Consider the following 19,827-nt stretch of genomic DNA (forward strand, 5'->3'; position numbering starts at 1 on the left):
GCAGACCCGCATAAGCCGTTCGTCGGGAAATGCCACATTCATGCGGCTTGCCCCTTGAAGTGATAGGTCTAAGATATATCTTTAGCGCCATAAGAACTATCAGGAGTATTCTTAATGACATGGAATGGTAAGAATGGCGGCTGGGAAAAACTTGGCCCAATGATCGCCATGATGGCGGCTTCTGCCGCGTCGGAATGGGACAATGGCGAACGCCGTTCGCGCCGGAGTGCCAAAGATTGGCACGATGGGCCCCGCAGCAGAGGAGCGGGCCGTAGGCGCCGTGGCCGGATGTTTGGCGCTGGCGAACTTCGTTTGGCCCTTCTGGCGTTGATCGCAAAAGAACCGCGTCATGGTTATGAGCTGATCCGTGCGATCGAAGACATGACGGGTGGCAGTTACGCGCCATCGCCCGGCGCTGTTTATCCCACGCTCCAAATGCTGGAAGAAGAAGGGTTGATTAAGCCTGCGAAATCCAAAAGCGGAAACGAAGATGAGAGCAGCAGCAAGAAACCCTTCAAGATCACCAAATACGGTAAGGAAGAACTCGCTGATCAAACCGAAGAGGTGGCCGATCTGATGGAGCGCCTTGGTGAACACGGTGAACGCACAGAACGGATCAAGCAGAAGTCTCCGGATCTCTTCCGCGCTATGGGCAACCTTGGCACTGTTCTGAAAAACCGGGCAAAAGCGGGAAAGCTTGACCAGGCAGCGATCAATGAGATTGTCGATATTATTGACGAGGTAGCAAAGCGCATCGAGCGTATGTGATCCGCGCATAAATTTGCCCTCACGGGCGCAAGAGTTTACCCCTCTTCTTGGGCAGAGTGCTTCAAGAGGAGGGGAAACTCATGGAATCGACGACGAACGGCGCCGCGAAAACGCCTTGGCACCTTTGGGTGATTGGGGTTCTCACCCTGCTGTGGAACTCAGTCGGCGGTTTTAGCTACACAATGACGCGGCTGGGGAAGTTGGCCGATCTTGGCATGGGCGAGGCAGAGATAGCCTATTTTGCGAGCCATCCCGCCTGGGCCAATACATTCTGGGCATTGGGCGTGTGGGGCGCGATTGCGGGCTCGGTTTTAATCCTGCTTCGCTCGCGTTTCGCAGTTCATGCGGTAGTGATCGCAATTATCGGGCTGTTGGGCTCGAACGTCTACCAATACACCATGTCTGACATCCCAGAAAGCCTGCAAAGCCCGGCGCTTACCATCATGATCTGGGTGACGACCTTATTTATGCTGTTCTATGCCTCGCGCATGTCTCGGGCTGGTGTGCTTCGGTGATCCTTCTTAAGCGAGGGCCGCAGCTTCCGCCATTTGCAGAGCGCGGCGGTCTTCGACCAGCCTCACATATGTGTCGGCAACGATGCCGTTGATCGCTTCCCAGCTGTAATCGAGGCTGCGCGTCTCGCCTGCCGTCCCGTGAGCGCGTCGTAACTCAGTGTCGGTGCAATAAGGCGCAATGGCTTCGGCCAAAGCTTCGCTGCAAGGGGTTTCGGCGCCCTTTTTACCGATCAGCGGGATAAGCCGGCCAGTTTCTCCGTCACGGACTAGGCTCGATGCGCCCGTGGCGCCCGCTGCGACCACAGGCAACCCGCATGCCATCGCCTCCAATGTGACATTGCCAAAGGTTTCGGTCACGCTGGGGTTGAAGAAGATGTCGCCGCTAGCAAGCGCTTGGCCCAAGTCAGCGCCCGTTTTGAACCCTGCAAAGATACCTCCGGGAAGTGCGCCTTTAAACCATTCGCCTGCCGGGCCATCACCAATGACGAGAACCTTGTGCGGCACTTGGCGTTTACGCAATTGGATGATGGTCTCGGCGAAAACATCGAGCCCTTTTTCCATGACGAGCCGACCCAAAAACACAATCGCAACGTCATCATCAGCAAGCCCAAGGCTGCGCCGCCATTCCAAATCACGCTTTTCTGAGGCAAAAACTGTCCGGTCCACGCCGCGCGACCAAAGTCCGATGTCATCGTGCATCTTCATCGCCAGAAGTTCGTCGATCATGCTTTGTGACGGAGCAACAAGAGCATCGCAGCGGTTATAAAAACGGCGCAGCATCTTGATCACGAGCGGTTCAAGAAACGCCAGGCCATAATAACGCGGATAGGTTTCAAAGCGTGTGTGCACGGAAGACAGCACCGGAATATCATATTCCTGCGCCCAGCGCAGCGCAGCGTGGCCGCTTGGGTCTGGCGAAGCGATATGCACAATATTGGGTTCGAACTTTACAAGATCGCGTTTGGCCTTCGTTCCAAGCCACAGCGGCAAACGATATTCGCCGCGCCCTTTAACCGGCATGCGCACGTTGGGAATGTCGACAAGATCGCCGGTCGGTTCAAAATCAGGTTCAGCAACAGTTGGTGAATAAGCACGCACCTTTGCGCCCTTGCTCAAAAGGGTGGCGACCAGACGGTTGAGCGCCTGATTCGCCCCATCACGGGTGTAATTGTAGTTGCCGCTGAACAGGGCAATTCGAAGATCGGAAACTTGCATGTGTGACTTCATGTAGGAGATTCAGCGCGGCGATACCACATTCCGATAAATCCGCACCCCAAATACTCATCACTGTTCATTGACAGGAAATGTAGGGTCTCTAAATGCGGCTCCGGGCCACGCGGTCCCAACGCCGCGCGAGCTCTCTGTAAGGAGAGAATACATGACTGAACTACCTGCCGTACCAGCGCTCAAACCTGCGCGCCCGCAATTCTCATCCGGCCCGACTGTAAAGTTCCCCGGATGGTCCCTCGATAAATTACAAACCGAATCGCTGGGTCGCTCGCACCGTTCGGCGCTGGCCAAAGGTCGCCTGAAATATGCGATTGATCTGACCCGCGAATTGCTGGGTGTACCAGACGATTATCTCGTCGGCATCATGCCAGCTTCCGACACAGGCGCTCTCGAAGCGGCCATGTGGACAATGCTTGATCCTGCGCGCCCGGCAACGGTTGCTGCGTGGGAGAGTTTTGGCAATGTCTGGATTCAGGACGCAGTGAAGCAGCTCAAACTGCCTAAGTTGCAAACCATGACTGCCGATTACGGCGAAATCCCCGATCTTGCTTCGATCCCGCAAGACAGTGACGTTGTCTTCACTTGGAATGGCACCACATCCGGCGCGATGATCCCGAACACCGATTGGCTTGAGCCGGGCCGCGAAGGGATCACCATCAATGATGCAACCTCTGCCATTTTCGCGATGGAAATGGACTGGGCCAAGCTCGATGCGACGACGTTCTCGTGGCAGAAGGTTATGGGCTCAGAGGCTCAGCACGGCATGCTTATCCTCTCACCCAAAGCGGTTGAGCGGATTGAAAGCTACAATCCTGAATGGCCGCTGCCTAAGCTCTTCCGTCTGAAAAAAGGCGATAAGATCAACAAGGGCATCTTTGAAGGCGCGACGATCAACACGCCTTCGCTGCTTGCAACCGAAGATTATATCGCGGCGCTTGAGTGGGCAAAGTCCATCGGCGGACGCGAGGCTCTGTTTGAGCGTGCGAACACAAACTCTGGCATCGTCAAAGACTGGATCGAGGCCACACCTTGGCTGAAAAACATGGTCTCTGACCCTGCGAAACGCACCAATACCGGCGTTTGCATGCAGTTCACCGGCGATTGGTACGATAGCCTGTCTGCAGACGATCAAGCGGCTGTGCCGAAGAAGATCGTCAAAATGCTCGAAGAGCGTCACGTTGGCTATGATTTCAATGGTTACCGCGATGCACCGCCTTCGCTTCGCATCTGGTGCGGCGGTACGCTTGAGGCAGAGGACATTTCGCGCCTTCTGCCATGGATCGAGTGGGCCTACGAAACCGTCAAGAACGGTTGATCTGAGAGTTTTGAGTGGTCCCGGCGTGTGCTGGGATCACCAACTCCTCCCAATTCCAATTCCCCAAAAAGGGCTCCGGCCATTGCTGGAGCGACGAGGTTATTATGAGCAAACCCAAAGTACTCATTTCCGACAAAATGGACCCGAACGCAGCGCGCATTTTCGAAGAGCGCGGATGCGATGTTGATGTGATTACCGGCGAAAGCCCCGAAGAATTGAAGGCGCGCATTGGCGAATATCACGGCCTTGCGATCCGTTCTTCGACCAAAGTGACACGCGAAATCCTTGATGCGGCGACCAATCTGAAAGTGATTGGCCGCGCTGGTATCGGGGTCGACAATGTCGATATTCCATACGCAAGCGGCAAAGGCGTCGTTGTGATGAATACGCCGTTTGGCAACTCGATCACGACCGCAGAACACGCGATTGCGATGATGATGGCGCTGGCTCGTCAAGTCCCGCCAGCGAACACTCGCACGCAGGCCGGTGAATGGCCCAAGAAAGACTTCATGGGTGTTGAAGTCACTGGCAAGACCTTTGGCCTTATCGGCGCAGGCAACATCGGCTCCATCGCGGCGAGCCGGGCGCAAGGCCTTCGCATGAAGGTTATTGCTTACGATCCTTTCCTAACCGAAGATAGGGCTGTGGAATTGGGTATTGAGAAGGTCGATCTCGACACGCTTTTGCAGCGCGCCGATTTCGTATCGCTGCACACGCCGCTTACCGATGAAACGCGCAATATCCTTAGCCGCGAACGGCTCGAAGGTGCGCGCCCTGGTATTCGCATCATCAACTGCGCGCGAGGCGGCTTGATCGACGAATTGGCTTTGAAAGACTGCCTTGAAAGCGGCCATGTTGCAGGCGCAGCATTGGACGTTTTTGCAGAGGAACCTGCGAAGGAAAATCCGCTGTTCGGCGCGCCAAACTTCATTTGTACCCCGCATCTGGGCGCAAGCACCACCGAGGCGCAGGTCAATGTGGCCTTGCAAGTGGCAGAGCAGCTTAGCGATTATCTCGTGAACGGGGGCGTCACCAACGCGCTTAACATGCCTTCGCTCTCTGCTGAGGAAGCGCCCAAGCTTAAGCCATATATGGCTCTTGCAGAAGGCCTTGGCTCATTGGTGGGTCAGCTTGCGCACGGCAACCTCACTAAGATCAGCATTGAGCGTGAAGGCGCAGCATCCGAGCTTAACGGTAAGCCGATCACGGGCGCTGTGCTCGCAGGCTTTATGCGCCGTTATTCCGATACGGTGAATATGGTCAACGCACCATATTTGGCGAAGGAACGCGGGCTAGAGGTTTCCGAAATCCGCCAAAACCGGGATGGCGCGTATAACACGCTGATCCGCGTTTCGGTTGAAACCGACCAAGGCACGCGTTCGGTTGCAGGCACGCTGTTCGGCAATGAAGCGCCGCGCCTGGTTGAGATTTTCGGCATCGGGATCGAGGCCGAACTTAGCGGTCACATGCTGTACATCGTCAATGACGATAAGCCGGGCTTTATCGGCCGCATCGGTACACTTTTGGGCAGCCACGGCATCAACATCGGCACGTTTAACCTTGGTCGGCGCGATGCAGGGGGTGAGGCGGTCTTGCTGCTTAGCCTTGATGTGGCACTGCCTGAGAATGTTCTGAATGAGGCAGGCGCTCTTGAAGGCGTTAAGATGGCTATGGGCCTGTCTTTCTAAACCAAGCAACCAACTCGTCATCCCAGCTTTCGCTGAGGTGACGAATTGGTTAGAGGGGCGTCCATGACCCGAAACACCGATCTCTTGCCCGAAGGCCTCGAAGACTGCCTTCCGACCAGCGCGGCGCGCATTACCACGGCGATGCGTGCGTGTCTGGACGCGCTTGATTCGCATGGATACGACCGGGTTCGCCCCCCTTTGCTTGAGTTTGAAAATTCTCTTGCAAGCCGGATGGCTGGAAACTCGGGGGGCGTCCGCACGCGCCGGATGTTCCGCATGATTGACCCGGTGAGCCTGCGAACGTTGGCTTTAAGGAGCGACATCACCCCGCAAATTGGGCGAATTGCTGCGACCAGCATGAAAGAAGCACCGCGGCCACTTCGCCTTGCCTATTGCGGGGACACAGCTCTCATCAAAGCAAGCCAATTGAACCCAGCGCGTGAGCGTTTGCAATTGGGTGCCGAGTTGATCGGCGCAGACACGGTTGAGGCAGCGGCAGAAAGCGTGTTGACCGCAATCGCGGCGCTGAAGGCTGCGGGCATCACTGGCATCTCGGTTGATTTCACAATGCCGGATTTGGTCGAAACCTTGGTCAAAAGTGACGGGTCGATTGATGAGCAAACTACCGATGCCATTCGGCGCGAACTTGACACAAAAGATGCCGGCGGATTGAAAGCAGTGGGCGGCGAGGGTTTTCTCCCGCTGCTTTATGCAACCGGGCCTATCGACAAAGCCTTATCCCAATTGCGCGATTTTGACGGCAAGGGCGCTTTGACCTCTCGGCTGGACGGCCTCGCCGCAATTGCGCAGCGTATTGGGAGCGGTGCCCGAGTAACCCTCGACCCGACAGAACGTCACGGGTTTGAATACCAAAGCTGGTTTGGGTTCACACTCTATGCCGAAGGTCTCCGCGGAGCGATTGGTCGCGGTGGCACATATCAGATTGGCGGAACTGGCGAGGCGGCGACTGGATTTACGCTTTACCTCAATGCGCTGGCGCAAATCGCGCCGCAGTCCGAACGGGCGCGGGTGATCTTTTTGCCATTTGGTTATGATCTGGCGATTGCTGATCGATTGCGCACAGAAGGATGGCGGACGAAGGCCCAGCTTAGCGACAGTGACGATCCATCAGCCCTTGGCTGCACACACACGCTGGAATTCGGAAAGCCTGCTGCGCTTTGACGAACGAGGTTCTGCGCTTTTGCAGATATTATTCGAACACCACTTTGAGAAAAGCATCAACCGCTTCGGTCTGGGCAGCGCCGCCTTGCGTTCCGAGCTGTGTCTTCATGCGTCTGTGATCTGTTCCTGCAATGGGAAGTGCGCTGGCGGTCGCTCCCAATTGGGTTAGAGCGTTCACAAGCGCTTGCGATTGAATGCGACTTTCCCCGCCTTGCTCGACATAGAGCGCGAGCCAATTGGGAGCATCTTTGCCCCCGACATGGGTGAGTGGGGAAAGCGCCGCCTGACGTTCTGGGTTGTTTCCAAAGGCCGCGTTGTACACTTGCCACCGTCTAGGATCTGCACCGTCCATTGTGGCGGCGATATCGTAACCCGCGCCATCAAGAAGGATTACACCCTTGATCGATCCAAACGCATCGCCAGCATATTGAGGGTCTGTAGCCACCAAAGCTGCCAAATGAGCGCCAGCGCTATATCCCATAAGGACGATACGCGATGGATCGACACCGATTGCGCTTGCCTGCCCAACGAGGGCTTGCACAGCAGCGCCAACGTCTTTGGCCTGTTCTTCCACGGATACTATCGGCACGAGCCGATAACCGGTTGAGGCAAAGATATAATTCGACGCCGTGAAATGCGCCGGCTTTGCTTCGACATTTTCCCTGTTGCCCCTCGACCATCCGCCGCCGTGAACAAACAGGATAACGGGCAAGTCATCAACAGCCTCCCTTGGGGTGTAGATATCGACCTGTTGGCGAAGGTGCGAGCCGAAGATAACCGAACTAACAGCCCGATTGGATGTCTGAGCATGAGCCTGCGCGCGCTGACCTTCAAAAGCCAGCCCAGCGCCAAGGGCCGCGATGCCGACAAGGCTGAACATGACAGCGGATGACAACCGCGCACGGGAAAATGTTTGCATTGGATGCCCTTATAAGTAACCGACATTTGTGCGCCAGCATGATGGGGGGATTGGCTCATTCCATAATCCACCACGGGCCGCTTGTGTTTCATTATGTGTCGCGGTTTGTATCGAGCCTGAATGGCCCTTTGGACGAATGTCCGCGTGTTCCCGCTAAGTAACACAAACACGCAAACCCTGTCTCCTGACGGTTCAAGCTGTTATTCATCCGGAAAAACCTATACCCTTCAAATAAAGGTAACTTCTTTGGGTGCAGGGCTATGTCTATGATCTCCTTTCGAGCAACTCTCTTGGCCTGCACTGGGCTTTTCGCTGCCGTTTCAAACCCTGCGCTTGCGGCTGTCGATGAATACACGGTTGAGTCTTCACAGCGACTTCAGATCGATCTTGATGTTTGCTCGGCTGAAAGCCAGCTTGCGGTACGCGGGGATACCGGAACCGACCTTGATTTTGAAGTGAACGGGCCGGACGGCGCCACGCTTCTATCAGATGCCGGAATTGACGATTACATCAGCCTCGTTCTTGAAAATGAAAACGAAGGCTGCGCCACATTTGATCTCTATGTCTCAAACCTTGGCGAAGAAAAGAACGACTTAACCGTTGTCCTGACACCGATTGTCGAAGGCTCCACAAGGGTAGTGAAGCTCCTCGTCGACGGCGGAACCACCGAAAAGCACAGCTTTAAGGCTTGCGGAACCTCCGCCCGAGTAAGCGCGCGCGGCGATGGAGATACCGACCTCGATTTCATCATCCGTAATGCCGATGGGGGCATCGTACATGAAGACGATGCATCTAGCGATGAGACCAGCGTCGAGCTTGCTGGATTGCTTTCCGATTGCGAGCGCTTTGAGATTGAAGTGACCAATCTGGGTGGTGTTTACAACGCGATGATGTTGGTCGTGGAGCCGGAAGGTTACGACCCGGCGGAGTATTCGGGAACGGCTCCTACTACTACTCTGGCGGCAACAACTGCGGCGGATGGCCCGGGCGGCCCCGAAATTCGAACAGTTGAGGCGGAAGGGAGTGGTCCAGGAAACTACACGGCAGCCGCCAACACGCGCTTGCTGCTTAATCTGCCGGTTTGCGGTACGCGCCGTTTAGAGGTGCGCGGCAGTGGCTCTAGTGATCTTGATTTTGCATTGTCCAACAGTGACGGTGATGAAATCTACTCAGACTTAGACCTTTCAGATATGACCTTCAAAACTCTGGACGCACCGCAGGAGTGTGAGACGTACAGCCTTGCGGTCAGCAATGTTGGCAGTGTGGACAATACATTTGAAGTTGGACTGATCGATCCGGCGACACGCATAGGCGACATCGGCGAGGGCGATTATCCCATCCGAGCCAACACCTCGACAAAGGTTGCGCTTCAAATCTGCGGTAAAACCAAAATTAGCGCGCGTGGCGGCGGGGAGACAGACCTTGATTTCGATGTGACAGATGGCACGGGCAACTCGGTACACTCAGATTATGACATGACCGATGCAACCGAATTTACTCTCGACCCAGAGGGAACATGCAAAGACTATCAAATCAGCGTCAGCAATCTCGGTAATACCGGAAATACCCTTACGGTGGCCTTTGGCAAGGAAGGTGTAAATACCGCTTTGCGCCAGCAGGATGGACCGTTTGTCGCAGGCCCCACGAGGCCGATTTCTGGGATTGCACGCCCGGGCCAGATTGTTGGTTTTCGCAAAGGGCTTACCGGATCAGCGGAAGCCCTAAATCGCAAAGTCTCCCTCTTTAACAACACAGGCGAGGCGTTAATCAGCCTGTATTGGTCCAATTCGGCGACTATCGGTTGGGGCGATGATCGACTCAGCTCAAGTTCGCTCGCCCGCGATCAGCAGTGGAATGTTGAAGTCACTGATGGCTCTGCTGCGTGCCTCTTTGATTTCCGCGCTGTGACCGAGACCGACCGTGAGATCGAGGTGGGACAAGTCAATGTCTGCGAAACTGGCACGGTGATGTTTGAATAAAGGCGTTTAATGCCTTCAATGCCTGCTTGCTCTTAGGCGAATGAGCGCTTAGTCCCGCGCGCGCACAACAGACTCGTTCTTCCGACATAGAAAGCTTGAAACAGCATGGCCAACGTCACTGTGATTGGCGCCCAGTGGGGCGATGAAGGCAAAGGCAAAATCGTCGACTGGCTGGCGTCCCGCGCAGATGCCGTGGTTCGATTCCAAGGCGGCCATAACGCAGGCCACACGCTCGTCATTGATGGTGAAGTTTATAAACTATCGCTCCTGCCGTCAGGCATTGTCTCTGGCACAATGAGCATGATTGGCAATGGCGTGGTGCTCGACCCTTGGGCCTTGCGTGATGAAATCGCAAAGCTTGAAAGTCAGGGTGTTGAAATCACGGCTGACAATCTGGCTGTTGCTGACAATTGCCCGCTTATCCTGCCGCTTCACCGCGATCTGGATGCGCTTCGTGAAGGGGCGGCGGGCAAGGGCAAGATCGGCACCACCGGGCGCGGGATCGGCCCAGCTTATGAAGATAAGGTCGGTCGCAGAGCAATCCGCGTCTGCGACCTTGCACATCTCGATAGTCTTGAACCTCAGCTCGACCGCCTTTGCGCGCATCACGATGCTCTGCGGGCTGGTTTCGATCAACCGCCAGTTGACCGTGAGGCTCTCCTTGATGAACTGCGCGATGTTGCTGATTTCGTGCTTCGCTTTGCGCAGCCCGTTTGGAAACGCCTGAAGAAAGTGCGCAAAGCGGGCGCCAAAATTCTGTTCGAAGGCGCGCAAGGCGTGCTTCTTGATGTTGATCACGGCACGTACCCGTTTGTGACATCTTCCAACACTGTGAGCGGCACAGCAGCGAGCGGAAGCGGGCTGGGGCCCAACTCAACTGGTTATGTGCTTGGCATTGTAAAGGCATACACGACGCGCGTTGGCAGCGGTCCATTCCCAACCGAACTTGACGATGAAATCGGTCAAGGCATCGGTGAGCGTGGTCATGAGTTTGGCACCGTCACCGGACGCCAACGCAGAGTGGGCTGGTTCGATGCGGTATTGGTGCGGCAAACGTGCGCGGTTTCTGGCGTTACGGGCATTGCGCTTACCAAGATCGATGTTCTCGATGGGCTTGAGACGGTCAAAATCTGCACCGGCTACAGGCTGCATGGCAACGTCTATGACTATCTGCCGTCACACGCCGCCGATCAAGCGGCGGTTGAACCGATCTATGAAGAGATGGAAGGTTGGAGCGAGAGCACCGTTGGCGCGCGCAGTTATGCCGATCTGCCAGCCAATGCGATCAAGTACATCCAACGCGTTCAAGAATTGATCGAATGCCCCGTTGCGCTCGTTTCGACTAGTCCAGAGCGGGACGATACGATCCTTATGCGCGATCCATTCGTCGACTAGGGCCAAGGCCCTTTTTGTAAAAGAGTCCTTAGCTGGGACATGCGATAAAAGCCCCGATTGCGGGCGGCGTCCTTGCCGGTTAAACCTACCGGTATGTTTCGCTGTGTTGCTCTTGCACTGACTTTGCTGCTTGCCGCATGCGCTGGCCAAAATGCCGGAACCCAAAATGCTGGGCCTCAAAGTGCCGGGCAGGGCGCCGGCGACCTCGGCGCGTATCCACCAGGTTCATCACCCACCGCTCGCGGGAACGCGGCCCGTTCGATTCAACGCGGCGATCAGTCGCGCTTTGGCCGGATTGCCGACTATCTCGTCGTTGATAAGTCGGAGCGGATGTTGGTCGCTTACGAAAACGGTAAGCCAATCCGCGCCTATCGCGGCCTTCAATTTGGGGATGCGCCCAGTGGGCACAAACGTTTCCAAGGAGATGAGCGCACACCGGAAGGCGTCTACCGCATCGATTGGCGCAATCCGCAAAGCAGTTATCATCTGTCATTGCGGATATCCTATCCTAACGCCAATGACCGCGCCTTTGCCTCGGAATATGGACGTTCACCGGGCGGAGATATCTTTATCCACGGCCAGCCTAATGGCCTTCGTTCTGGCCGAATGCGCGGGGATTGGACCGATGGGTGTATCGCCCTCTCCAATGAAGAGATCGAAGAGTTGTGGCGCATTGTGCCCGACGGCACACCCATCGAAATCCGGCCCTGACAAAGGCTGATTAGCCGCGACCTTCGCCAAGAAGGGCGACTTGGACCTGCAAGCGTTTCAGCTCGCTGAGCAAAGTCAGCATGGTCATACGCGCAAACATCCATTCCTTTAAGAAGCCCTGCATGATCAAGAGGCCGATAGAGGTCAGTCCCCAACCCATCATCGCATCGGTCGTGTCTGCTGTGATGGCTCGGAAGAATGAATAGGAGAGGCCAATTCCGATCGCGATTGCAATCACGAATGCAAAGCGCGCCCACCAAGCCAGGGGGCCGTGCATGGAATCGCCTAGCTGTTGGAACATCCCGCGACCATTATCGAGGCTTGCGAGGAAAACTTGATCGTCCTGATCGAGCGCTGCTGTAATCCTTTCATCGGGGGTGGTCATCGTTTGTCTCCTTCATCAATTGGGGTAAGCGCTGCCTTCAACTTACGGCGGGCGTGAAAAATTCGGCTTTTCGCTGTGCCTTCAGGGATTTGCTGAACCTGTGCGATTTCATGCAGGGTCAGCCCTTCGACAAAGTGTAAATGCGCAGCCAGACGCTGGTCTGGGGAAAGGGATGCAAAGGCGTGCGCTATGGCTGCTCGCTCGGAAATGGTCTCGTTCGCAGGGACGTCTTCTTGCTCGATCTCAGCCATGGCATCGCGCTCGCGCAAGAATTTGCGAATATGGTCCGAACCGCGGCGATGCAGGACCGAAAAGGCGAAGGATCGAAACTTTGCGGGATTTCGCAGGCGCGAAAGCCCCTTAAAGATGGCCAGCCAGCATTCCTGCGCTAGGTCCATCGCCGCCTCGTCCTCCATGCCGTATCGCCGCGCCGCCCGCGCCAGCCGTGAATTCCAACGGTGATAAAGCCTATTGGCCGCTTGCCGATCACCCGCTTGCGCCATGGTCACAAGCCATTCGTCATACAGCGCCGCCGATGTTGGCTGCGTCGAACTATGGCGATTGCCGTTTGGAAGTGGGCCTTTGGTCATCACTTATGTAGTCGCTCTAGGCGCGCGAATTGTTCAAACTTTGTCTGAAAAAACTAATGCATAGGCAAATATCTTGACTTGATCTCTATTTGTTCCCATCTTGTTCCAATCCAACAAGGGGGCGATTCGATGTTTAATACCGATACAGCGATCGAAGATTTTTCTTATGGCACGCGCCAAGATTCGACTGGCCCAGATTCGACTGGCCCAGATTCGATTGGCCCAGATTCGATTGGCCAAGATGCATCAGGGTTGCCGGCTCGGGTCGCGATCTATGCTGACCGTGATGTCATGCGATCCGAGATTGAGGAAGATCTGGCTGGCGCAGGATTTCGAACGGTCGATGGCGGGGGCTTGTCCGATTTATTGGATGGTCCAATCGCGCTGCTTGGCGATGTGGTTATGGTGGATTGCCCGCACTTAGAAGGCGGCAATCTCGCTGCGCTTGTCCGGCTCGACATGCGAGTGGCGCGTGCTGGCGCGCATTTGATTGTTACGACTTCGCTAGAAGCGCTCGATTGCGTATTCAACGCGCTGGATCAGTCAAACCCGCAAATTTTGGTCGGACCAAGCCGCGCAGAACGCTTGGTCGCAGTCGGTAGAACACTCTCCCAGATTGGCAATTCACGTGTGCGCGAAATGACCGAAGAGGATCGGTTGAGCCTCCTTTACCTCTCGCGGCAGGTTGATGCGATTGCACATGAGCTCGACAAGTTGTCTGGCCCGCATGGCCAATCGGTGTCAGGCTCTGAAACCAAACTGTCCGATTTCAAGCAAGAGTTTCGAGGACCAGAGGTCAACCCACTTCTCAATTCACGGATTGAGGCCGATAAAGCTGAACTGAGATTGCCTGATCCGCAAAGCGTGCGTGCTCTTATCGTAAGACGTCAGGCTCGGGCAAAATTCTTCGAAGGGGAACTGTTCGCTGATCCTGCATGGGATATGTTGCTCGACCTGACGGCCGCCGATGGCGAAAACCAACGTGTTTCAGTGACTAGCCTATGCATCGCGGCAATGGTTCCTGCGACGACAGCTCTTCGTTGGATCAAACAATTGGTCGATTGCGGCGTTTTCAAGCGTGTGGCGGACCCCAATGACAAACGCCGTGCCTTTATCGCCCTAGCTGATTCCTCTCGCCAAGCCATGGCTCGTTACTTCGCACAGGTTGATGCGCCGGTTTTGCAAGCGGCTTGATTAGCATTTGAGGAATTAACCCTCTGTTCGAACAGGTGCGAGCCTTTCCTTTCCCCAACCAAGGGCTCGCACCACCCTTTCCTCGGCTGTTCCAAGCTGATTTAGGCGCTGCGCAATATTACAGTTAGGCCGGATTGATCGGCACGCGGGCAGCCAATACTACCGCATTCGGAACCCTTATTGCAGGTGATACGAACGGCATCTGCTCTGGAACGGGAGAGAATTTCTGAGGAGATTTTTGCGTCGGCGCAAACTGTGTCTGCTTCACCAAGCAACCGTGCTTGCTTGACGGTCAATTCTTCAGGATCACCGCTTGCTAGATTGAATGTCTCACTGCGCGCGTCAAAGTTCTTTGCCTCGCCATTTGCCCAATCTTCAACCCGGGCAGCAGACTGTGCCTCAAGCGCATCGAGGACGCCGCCTTCCTGCAATGCTTCGTCCAAGGCGCGGCGCCTTGCGGTTCCTTCGGGATAGCTTTTGCGCAAATCCGGGCGGGCGGCAAAGAGTTTCCTTGCCAGTTCACCAAGGGATTGAGGCAAAATTCGCTCGAGCCTAAGGCGCACATGTTTGGCAAGACCAGCCGACGCGCCGCCGGTGCCTACGGCGATAAGAACCGGGTTGCGGTCAAGGATGCTAGGCGTTGTGAAATCGCACAGGTCCGGCCTGTCGACGACATTCACAATCATCCCAGCGCAGCGCAGATTGATCGCGGCAACTTCGCACGCTTTTGCATCGTCGAACGCGACAAATGCAATACGCACACCCTTGTCGATTGCACGTTGTTGATCATCTTCAACAATGCCGCCTGCTCGTTCGACCAACCGCCTTTTAGGTTCCGCCGCTTCTCCATCACCCAAAACCAGAACCGCTTGGCCTGTGATGTTGTGAAACAGGGGAAGGCTGGCAAGCTTGCTCATAATGCGTTGTCTAGGCAAGCCATTCTGGAACGCGTTCGGCGTCCATGATCGAACTTGCATCGATACGGTCGGCAACAACCGCAAACTTGTCGCCGTCCACCAAAACCTCGGCCACAAAGCCGCGCGAATTGTAGGAGGAGGCCATCGTCGCGCCATAAGCGCCTGCTGTGCGGAAAACGGCCAGATCGCCAGCCTCAAGCTTGTCACAAAGACGGCCCATGGCAAAAGTATCACCCGTTTCGCAAATAGGCCCAACGATGTTGGCGGTCATATCCGCGCCGTTAGGTTCCACTGCCGTAAAGTCGTGATAGGCACCATAAAGGGCAGGGCGCGCAAGGTCGTTCATTGCGGCATCGACGATCACGAAGGGGTCTTTGATCCCGCGTTTTACCCGCACCACTCGCGTGAGCAGCACGCCGGCATTGCCCGCAATCACACGGCCCGGTTCAAAGATGAGCTTTACGCCCCAGTCCTTTGTCATCCGGGCGACCATTGCCCCATATTCCGCAGGGCTGGGAAGCTCTTCGCCTTGTTTGTAGGGTACGCCAAGACCGCCACCCAGATCGACATGGCTGATTGTATGACCGGCTCCGCGCAAGGCTGCAACGAGTTCGGCGAGCTTTTCAAACGCGTTTTCCAAAGGTCCAAGGTCCGCAAGCTGGCTGCCGATGTGAACTGCCACGCCGCGCAAATTCACACCTTGCTCACCGGCTAGCTTACCGAAAATTTGACCCGCCTCGCTGATAGGCACGCCAAACTTATTGTCCGCTTTGCCGGTTGAAATCTTGTCATGTGTGCCCGCATCAACATCCGGGTTAATGCGAAGCGTGCAGCGTGCCTCCAACCCAAGCTCGCGCGCGACCTCGGCAAGTTCAAGGCCTTCTTCCTCGCTCTCAATATTGAATTGGCCAATGCCCGCCTTAAGCCCCTCAATCAGCTCCGCCCGGGTTTTGCCAACACCGGAAAATACGATTTTGTCAGGGGTAATCCCAGCGGCCAAAGCGCGGCGCATTTCGCCAACAGAGACCACATCCGCGCCGTAACCTTGACGTTGCAATACTCTGAGGACCGCAAGGTTCGGATTGGCCTTAACCGCAAAAGCGATCAGCTTGTCAGGCACATCGTCCAAAGCCTCACGAAAGACGCGAGCATGGCGCTCCAATGTGGCGCGTGAATAGACATATACAGGTGTGCCCACTTCGTCCGCAATGCGCGGCAGGGGAACGTCTTCAGCGTGCATCACGCCGTTATGAATAGCAAAATGGTCCATGGGATCTGAGAGTCTTTAAGTTGGCTGTGTTCAATCAGGAGGGAGGTCAAACGGGTCGTCTTCGCGCTCTTCCGAACGGCGGCGCAATTCCACGCTCCGTTCTGGCGCGGCAAGGGTTGGAACTTCAAGCAATTGTTCCGCATCCGGCCGTTCACCTTCACCGTAAGGGACGGGCGGCAATTCGTTGCTCGCTAGAGGTTCTAATGGTGCACGCGCACCGCATGCCGCAAGCGCGCCCGCTAGGCCAAGCATCAAAGCCGGTTTGATTAGATTGGCCATTAGCCCTCCATTCCAAGCTCTCGGCGAGCCCGTTTCACTTGTGAACGTACCTGTTCCGGCGCGGTTCCGCCATAGCTGCTTCGCGCGGCGACTGAGGCATCAACAGAAAGTGCTGCGAACACGCTTTCCTCTATCCGGCCGTCAATCGCTTTGAGGTCGGCCAGCGGCAGGGCGTCCAGTGCAACCGAACACTCTTCGGCAAGCTTTACCGCCGCGCCTGTGATATGATGCGCCTCGCGGAAAGGAATGTCCGCTTCGGTAACCAGCCAGTCGGCAAGATCGGTTGCTGTGGCGTAGCCAAGTTCTGCTGCTTCGCGCATACGGTTGGTGTTGAATGTGCTATCTGCCACCATGCCCGTCATTGCGGCGATGCATAGGTCAAGCAGTCCCGCTGCTTCGAATACGGGCGGCTTATCGTTCTGCATATCCTTGGAATAAGCGAGCGGCAGGCCCTTCATCGAGATCATCAACGACGTCACACTGCCCACAATGCGTCCAGCGTGCCCGCGCACCAATTCGGCGGCATCCGGGTTCTTCTTTTGCGGCATGATCGAACTGCCAGTGGACAGCGTATCGGGCATGCGCACAAAGCCATAAGGCTGGCTTGCCCAGATAATCAATTCTTCGGCCAACCGCGAAAGGTGCAGCGAGCATTGACTCGCAGCCATCAGATAATCGAGCGCAAAGTCGCGGTCTGACACGGCATCGAGGCTGTTATGGGTGGGCCCTTGAAAGCCAAGCGCTTCGGCGGTCATATCGCGGTCGATGGGAAAGCCTGTGCCCGCCAAAGCAGCGCTTCCCAACGGGCACAATGATAAGCGCCGCCTCGCATCGGCAAAACGATCGCGGTCACGCGCGATCATCTCATAATAGGCCATCAAATGGTGGCCTAGCGTGACAGGCTGTGCAGTTTGCAAATGGGTGAAGCCGGGCATGATAGCCGCCGCATTTTCATCTGCTCGCGAGACCAAAGCAACTTGCAAGGCCTTGAGTCCAGCGTCTGCGCGCTCAACTGCATCGCGCACCCAGAGTTTGAAATCGGTCGCGACTTGGTCATTGCGGCTGCGTGCTGTGTGCAAACGCCCTGCTGCGGGACCGATCAACTCGGCGAGCCGGCTTTCGGTGGTCATATGAATGTCTTCAAGATCCCAATCTTCGGGAACCCCGTTTGCTTCATATTCGGCGGCCACTTTATCGAGGCCCCCAGTGATGGTCTTTGCGTCTTCTTGGCTCACAATGCCTTGCGCTGCCAACATCGCAGCATGCGCTTTTGATGCAGCGATATCTTGCCGCCACAATGCCTTGTCGAAGGGAATCGAGGCATTGATTTCGCGCATAATCGCGCTAGGCCCGTCAGCGAACCGTCCGCCCCACATCGTGTTTGTGTCGGTATTACTTTTGGAGTCACTCATGATCCGCTCAATCGTTCTTGCTAGCGTCGCCGCTCTTGCTGTTGCAGGGTGCGATAGTGGCGCTGAGACCCCTGCGCAAGAAAGCGCTGCTACTAGCCAGGAAAACGGCGGTGCAAATAGCGCCCCGCCGCCGCCGCCCCAATTGCCGGGTCAGCTCGTGCGAGCCTTTGCTGGGACTGAGCTGCCGGAGCTTCAGTTTGGCGACTCTGAGGGCAATACGCTTAACCTTGGCGAGCTGGATACGCCGGTGCTTGTGAACCTTTGGGCGACATGGTGCGTGCCTTGTGTGGTAGAGATGCCTGCGCTTGATCAGCTTGCTGCTGAGATGGATGGGGAGCTTAAAGTGCTCACCATTAGCCAAGACAATCGCGGGGCCGATGTAGTGGTGCCCTTCTTCGCGCAGCGCGACTTTCAATATTTGGAACAATGGCTAGACCCTCACAACGATCTTGCGGTCGCGTTCTCGGATGGAGGCTTGTTGCCTGTGACTGTGCTGTTTGATGGCGATGGCAAAGAGCTTTTGCGTGTCGCGGGCGGTTATGAATGGGACAGCGAAGAGGCGATCGCTCAGGTGCGCGAGGCGCTGGATTCAGAGGCTTCCCAAAGCGCTTCATAATCAGGCACACTCAGACCAAGCGTGGCCAAAGGGAAACCGAAAAGGCCGCTCATCAATTGCGCCTGAATTTGTGAAATCGGCCAAATTTGCGCCAAGGGTGCCATAAATTTGTCGCGGATCATCGGGTGCCAGCTTGTGTCTGACTGATAAAGCGGAGTGAACAGCTTCGTCACCCATTGGTAGAGCCATATGTGATCGTGCCGCCAAGACACCGCCAAACGAAGCTTTTCTGAAAATGTACGGCCATGCACCATCCCTTGCGCCAATCCCCATGCATCCAGCAGCGCCATATTCGCGCCTTGCCCCAATTGCGGGCTGGCCGAATGCCATGCGTCGCCGATCGCGATCATGCGTTCACGCGTGGGCGGGTTTTGGGTGCGGTGGGCATAGCTGGCGAAGGTCAATTGATCGCGCGATGTGATACGGTCGAGCAGGACTTGCGCCTCTGGCCAAAGGGCGTGCACATTCTCCTTCCATTGCTCCAACGGGGTATCTTGCCAGCCTGCCACGTCTGATCGTTTGAGCGACCAGAAGAAGGCGGCCTCTTTGTGCGATGCGCCCTTGCGGGTGCCGATGGGCAAAACGCCAACCATTTGCGCGGCGCGGCGATAGCGTTGCTCAAGAAGGTTCCCTGCAAATGGATCATTGGCGAAAGTCGGCAAGCTTGCCCATACCGCGCCAAATTCGAGATCGCCGGGAGGGGCTGTGTCAAACACACTTTGCCTGCCACTGGCATCGATGATGAGATCGTAGGGACGCGTTGCTTCTCTCGCGCTGAAAACAAGCGCGCGCCCTTCTTTGGTCAGATTGCTTCCGGTGACAGCGTGCCGGGTTTCAATTCTAATACCCCTCGCGAGCGCCGCTTCGTATAGCAGCCCAAACAAGCTTGCCCGGTGTATGCCGATGCCAAATGCGCCGGGAACGCCTAGCGCGGAGTAGGGCGCATCAAGCACCGTCTTGCCGTGCTCTTCGATCCCCAACAGCCCGTCTACGCGTGCGCCGCTTTTGAGGGTTTCTTCAGCCAGTCCCAACCGGTCCAACACCGCAAGGCCGCTGGGCTGGATCATCAAGCCTGAACCAACAGGGCCAGGTTCATCAAATTGGTCATAGATGGCGACATCATGACCTTGGCGATTAAGCAGAATGGCCGCAGCAAGTCCCGCAGGGCCGCATCCGGCAATGGCGATGGAATATCTATCCATGGCGGGCGGCATGACGCATTGCATTGGCCGCGCCAAGTACAAATGGGTGCTGAAGTTTAGAGAAATGCCGTTTTTGTACAGCAGGGAAACTGGTGGGCGATGACAGGCTCGAACTGCCGACCCTCTCGGTGTAAACGAGATGCTCTACCAACTGAGCTAATCGCCCCAACCAGTGTTCCATGATCCAGCTTTTCGCTGGTCGGAGCGCGCCCACTAAGGCGAAGCCGCGCTCCGGTCAAGACCAGTTTAGATGGTTTTTA

Annotated in this window: 19 protein-coding genes and 1 tRNA gene; 10 read left to right on the forward strand and 10 right to left on the reverse strand. The window is 56.0% G+C overall.

Annotated features, from left to right (window positions below):
- Positions 1 to 114: 114 nt before the first annotated feature.
- Positions 115 to 768: a PadR family transcriptional regulator gene (locus tag ABJ205_RS04740; protein ID WP_348160547.1), complete on the forward strand. Its 654-nt coding sequence runs from the start codon at positions 115 to 117 to the stop codon at positions 766 to 768.
- Positions 769 to 848: 80 nt separating this feature from the next.
- A complete protein-coding gene (locus tag ABJ205_RS04745) occupies positions 849 to 1,283 on the forward strand; it encodes a hypothetical protein (RefSeq protein WP_348160545.1) in 435 nt (144 codons plus the stop codon).
- A gap of 6 nt (positions 1,284 to 1,289) precedes the next feature.
- Here ABJ205_RS04745 and ABJ205_RS04750 read toward each other — a convergent pair whose 3' ends face one another.
- A complete protein-coding gene (locus ABJ205_RS04750; RefSeq protein WP_348160543.1) occupies positions 1,290 to 2,498 on the reverse strand; it encodes a glycosyltransferase family 1 protein in 1,209 nt (402 codons plus the stop codon).
- 163 nt (positions 2,499 to 2,661) lie between these two features.
- Here ABJ205_RS04750 and ABJ205_RS04755 point away from each other — a divergent pair, with 163 nt between their 5' ends.
- The 3 genes from ABJ205_RS04755 (at position 2,662) to ABJ205_RS04765 (ending at position 6,698) form a co-directional block, all read left to right on the forward strand.
- Positions 2,662 to 3,828, forward strand: coding sequence for a phosphoserine transaminase (locus ABJ205_RS04755; protein WP_348160541.1), 1,167 nt, complete (start codon positions 2,662 to 2,664; stop codon positions 3,826 to 3,828).
- Positions 3,829 to 3,932: 104 nt separating this feature from the next.
- Positions 3,933 to 5,516 carry a phosphoglycerate dehydrogenase gene (gene serA, locus ABJ205_RS04760; protein WP_348160539.1) on the forward strand — a complete coding sequence of 528 codons (1,584 nt, stop codon included), beginning with the start codon at positions 3,933 to 3,935 and terminating at the stop codon, positions 5,514 to 5,516.
- A gap of 63 nt (positions 5,517 to 5,579) precedes the next feature.
- Positions 5,580 to 6,698 carry an ATP phosphoribosyltransferase regulatory subunit gene (locus ABJ205_RS04765; protein WP_348160537.1) on the forward strand — a complete coding sequence of 373 codons (1,119 nt, stop codon included), beginning with the start codon at positions 5,580 to 5,582 and terminating at the stop codon, positions 6,696 to 6,698.
- A gap of 28 nt (positions 6,699 to 6,726) precedes the next feature.
- Here ABJ205_RS04765 and ABJ205_RS04770 read toward each other — a convergent pair whose 3' ends face one another.
- Positions 6,727 to 7,617 (reverse strand): alpha/beta hydrolase, encoded by an 891-nt coding sequence (locus tag ABJ205_RS04770; protein ID WP_348160536.1) that lies wholly within the window; start codon positions 7,615 to 7,617, stop codon positions 6,727 to 6,729.
- A 260-nt stretch (positions 7,618 to 7,877) separates the two neighbouring features.
- On the opposite strand from ABJ205_RS04770, the gene ABJ205_RS04775 reads away from it, so the two are divergent.
- From ABJ205_RS04775 to ABJ205_RS04785, 3 genes are all read left to right on the forward strand, one after another.
- Positions 7,878 to 9,596: a hypothetical protein gene (locus tag ABJ205_RS04775; protein WP_348160534.1), complete on the forward strand. Its 1,719-nt coding sequence runs from the start codon at positions 7,878 to 7,880 to the stop codon at positions 9,594 to 9,596.
- A gap of 105 nt (positions 9,597 to 9,701) precedes the next feature.
- On the forward strand, positions 9,702 to 10,991 hold the full coding sequence (locus ABJ205_RS04780; protein ID WP_348160532.1) for an adenylosuccinate synthase: 1,290 nt from the start codon (positions 9,702 to 9,704) through the stop codon (positions 10,989 to 10,991).
- A gap of 93 nt (positions 10,992 to 11,084) precedes the next feature.
- Positions 11,085 to 11,702, forward strand: coding sequence for a L,D-transpeptidase family protein (locus ABJ205_RS04785; protein WP_348160668.1), 618 nt, complete (start codon positions 11,085 to 11,087; stop codon positions 11,700 to 11,702).
- Positions 11,703 to 11,712: 10 nt separating this feature from the next.
- Here ABJ205_RS04785 and ABJ205_RS04790 read toward each other — a convergent pair whose 3' ends face one another.
- Both ABJ205_RS04790 and ABJ205_RS04795 read right to left on the reverse strand, forming a co-directional pair.
- Positions 11,713 to 12,087 carry a DUF6768 family protein gene (locus tag ABJ205_RS04790; RefSeq protein ID WP_348160530.1) on the reverse strand — a complete coding sequence of 125 codons (375 nt, stop codon included), beginning with the start codon at positions 12,085 to 12,087 and terminating at the stop codon, positions 11,713 to 11,715.
- Complete coding sequence (locus tag ABJ205_RS04795; protein WP_348160528.1) at positions 12,084 to 12,677, reverse strand: RNA polymerase sigma factor; 594 nt, start codon at positions 12,675 to 12,677, stop codon at positions 12,084 to 12,086. The genes ABJ205_RS04790 and ABJ205_RS04795 overlap by 4 nt, the downstream gene beginning before the upstream one ends.
- Before the next feature lie 129 nt (positions 12,678 to 12,806).
- Here ABJ205_RS04795 and ABJ205_RS04800 point away from each other — a divergent pair, with 129 nt between their 5' ends.
- Positions 12,807 to 13,871 carry a MarR family transcriptional regulator gene (locus ABJ205_RS04800; protein WP_348160527.1) on the forward strand — a complete coding sequence of 355 codons (1,065 nt, stop codon included), beginning with the start codon at positions 12,807 to 12,809 and terminating at the stop codon, positions 13,869 to 13,871.
- Between the two features lie 101 nt (positions 13,872 to 13,972).
- Here ABJ205_RS04800 and ABJ205_RS04805 read toward each other — a convergent pair whose 3' ends face one another.
- From ABJ205_RS04805 to argH, 4 genes are read right to left on the reverse strand one after another with little or no spacing between them, the layout of a single operon-like run.
- Entirely contained in the window at positions 13,973 to 14,788 is an 816-nt protein-coding gene (locus ABJ205_RS04805) for a siroheme synthase (RefSeq protein WP_348160525.1), read from the reverse strand.
- Between the two features lie 10 nt (positions 14,789 to 14,798).
- Positions 14,799 to 16,058, reverse strand: a complete 1,260-nt coding sequence (lysA, locus tag ABJ205_RS04810; RefSeq protein ID WP_348160523.1) for a diaminopimelate decarboxylase — start codon at positions 16,056 to 16,058, stop codon at positions 14,799 to 14,801.
- Between the two features lie 30 nt (positions 16,059 to 16,088).
- Positions 16,089 to 16,337 (reverse strand): hypothetical protein, encoded by a 249-nt coding sequence (locus tag ABJ205_RS04815; protein WP_348160522.1) that lies wholly within the window; start codon positions 16,335 to 16,337, stop codon positions 16,089 to 16,091.
- On the reverse strand, positions 16,337 to 17,713 hold the full coding sequence (gene argH, locus ABJ205_RS04820) for an argininosuccinate lyase (protein ID WP_348160666.1): 1,377 nt from the start codon (positions 17,711 to 17,713) through the stop codon (positions 16,337 to 16,339). The genes ABJ205_RS04815 and argH overlap by 1 nt, the downstream gene beginning before the upstream one ends.
- Positions 17,714 to 17,747: 34 nt before the next feature.
- Here argH and ABJ205_RS04825 point away from each other — a divergent pair, with 34 nt between their 5' ends.
- Positions 17,748 to 18,365, forward strand: a complete 618-nt coding sequence (locus tag ABJ205_RS04825) for a TlpA disulfide reductase family protein (protein WP_348160520.1) — start codon at positions 17,748 to 17,750, stop codon at positions 18,363 to 18,365.
- Here ABJ205_RS04825 and ABJ205_RS04830 read toward each other — a convergent pair.
- Positions 18,317 to 19,567 (reverse strand): NAD(P)/FAD-dependent oxidoreductase, encoded by a 1,251-nt coding sequence (locus ABJ205_RS04830; protein WP_348160518.1) that lies wholly within the window; start codon positions 19,565 to 19,567, stop codon positions 18,317 to 18,319. The two genes, ABJ205_RS04825 and ABJ205_RS04830, sit on opposite strands and share 49 nt — an antisense overlap.
- A gap of 90 nt (positions 19,568 to 19,657) precedes the next feature.
- Positions 19,658 to 19,733: transfer RNA gene (locus tag ABJ205_RS04835), tRNA-Val, on the reverse strand.
- Between the last annotated feature and the right edge of the window lie 94 nt (positions 19,734 to 19,827).

The organism is Erythrobacter sp. (genome assembly GCF_039988855.1).
Lineage (GTDB): Bacteria > Pseudomonadota > Alphaproteobacteria > Sphingomonadales > Sphingomonadaceae > Erythrobacter.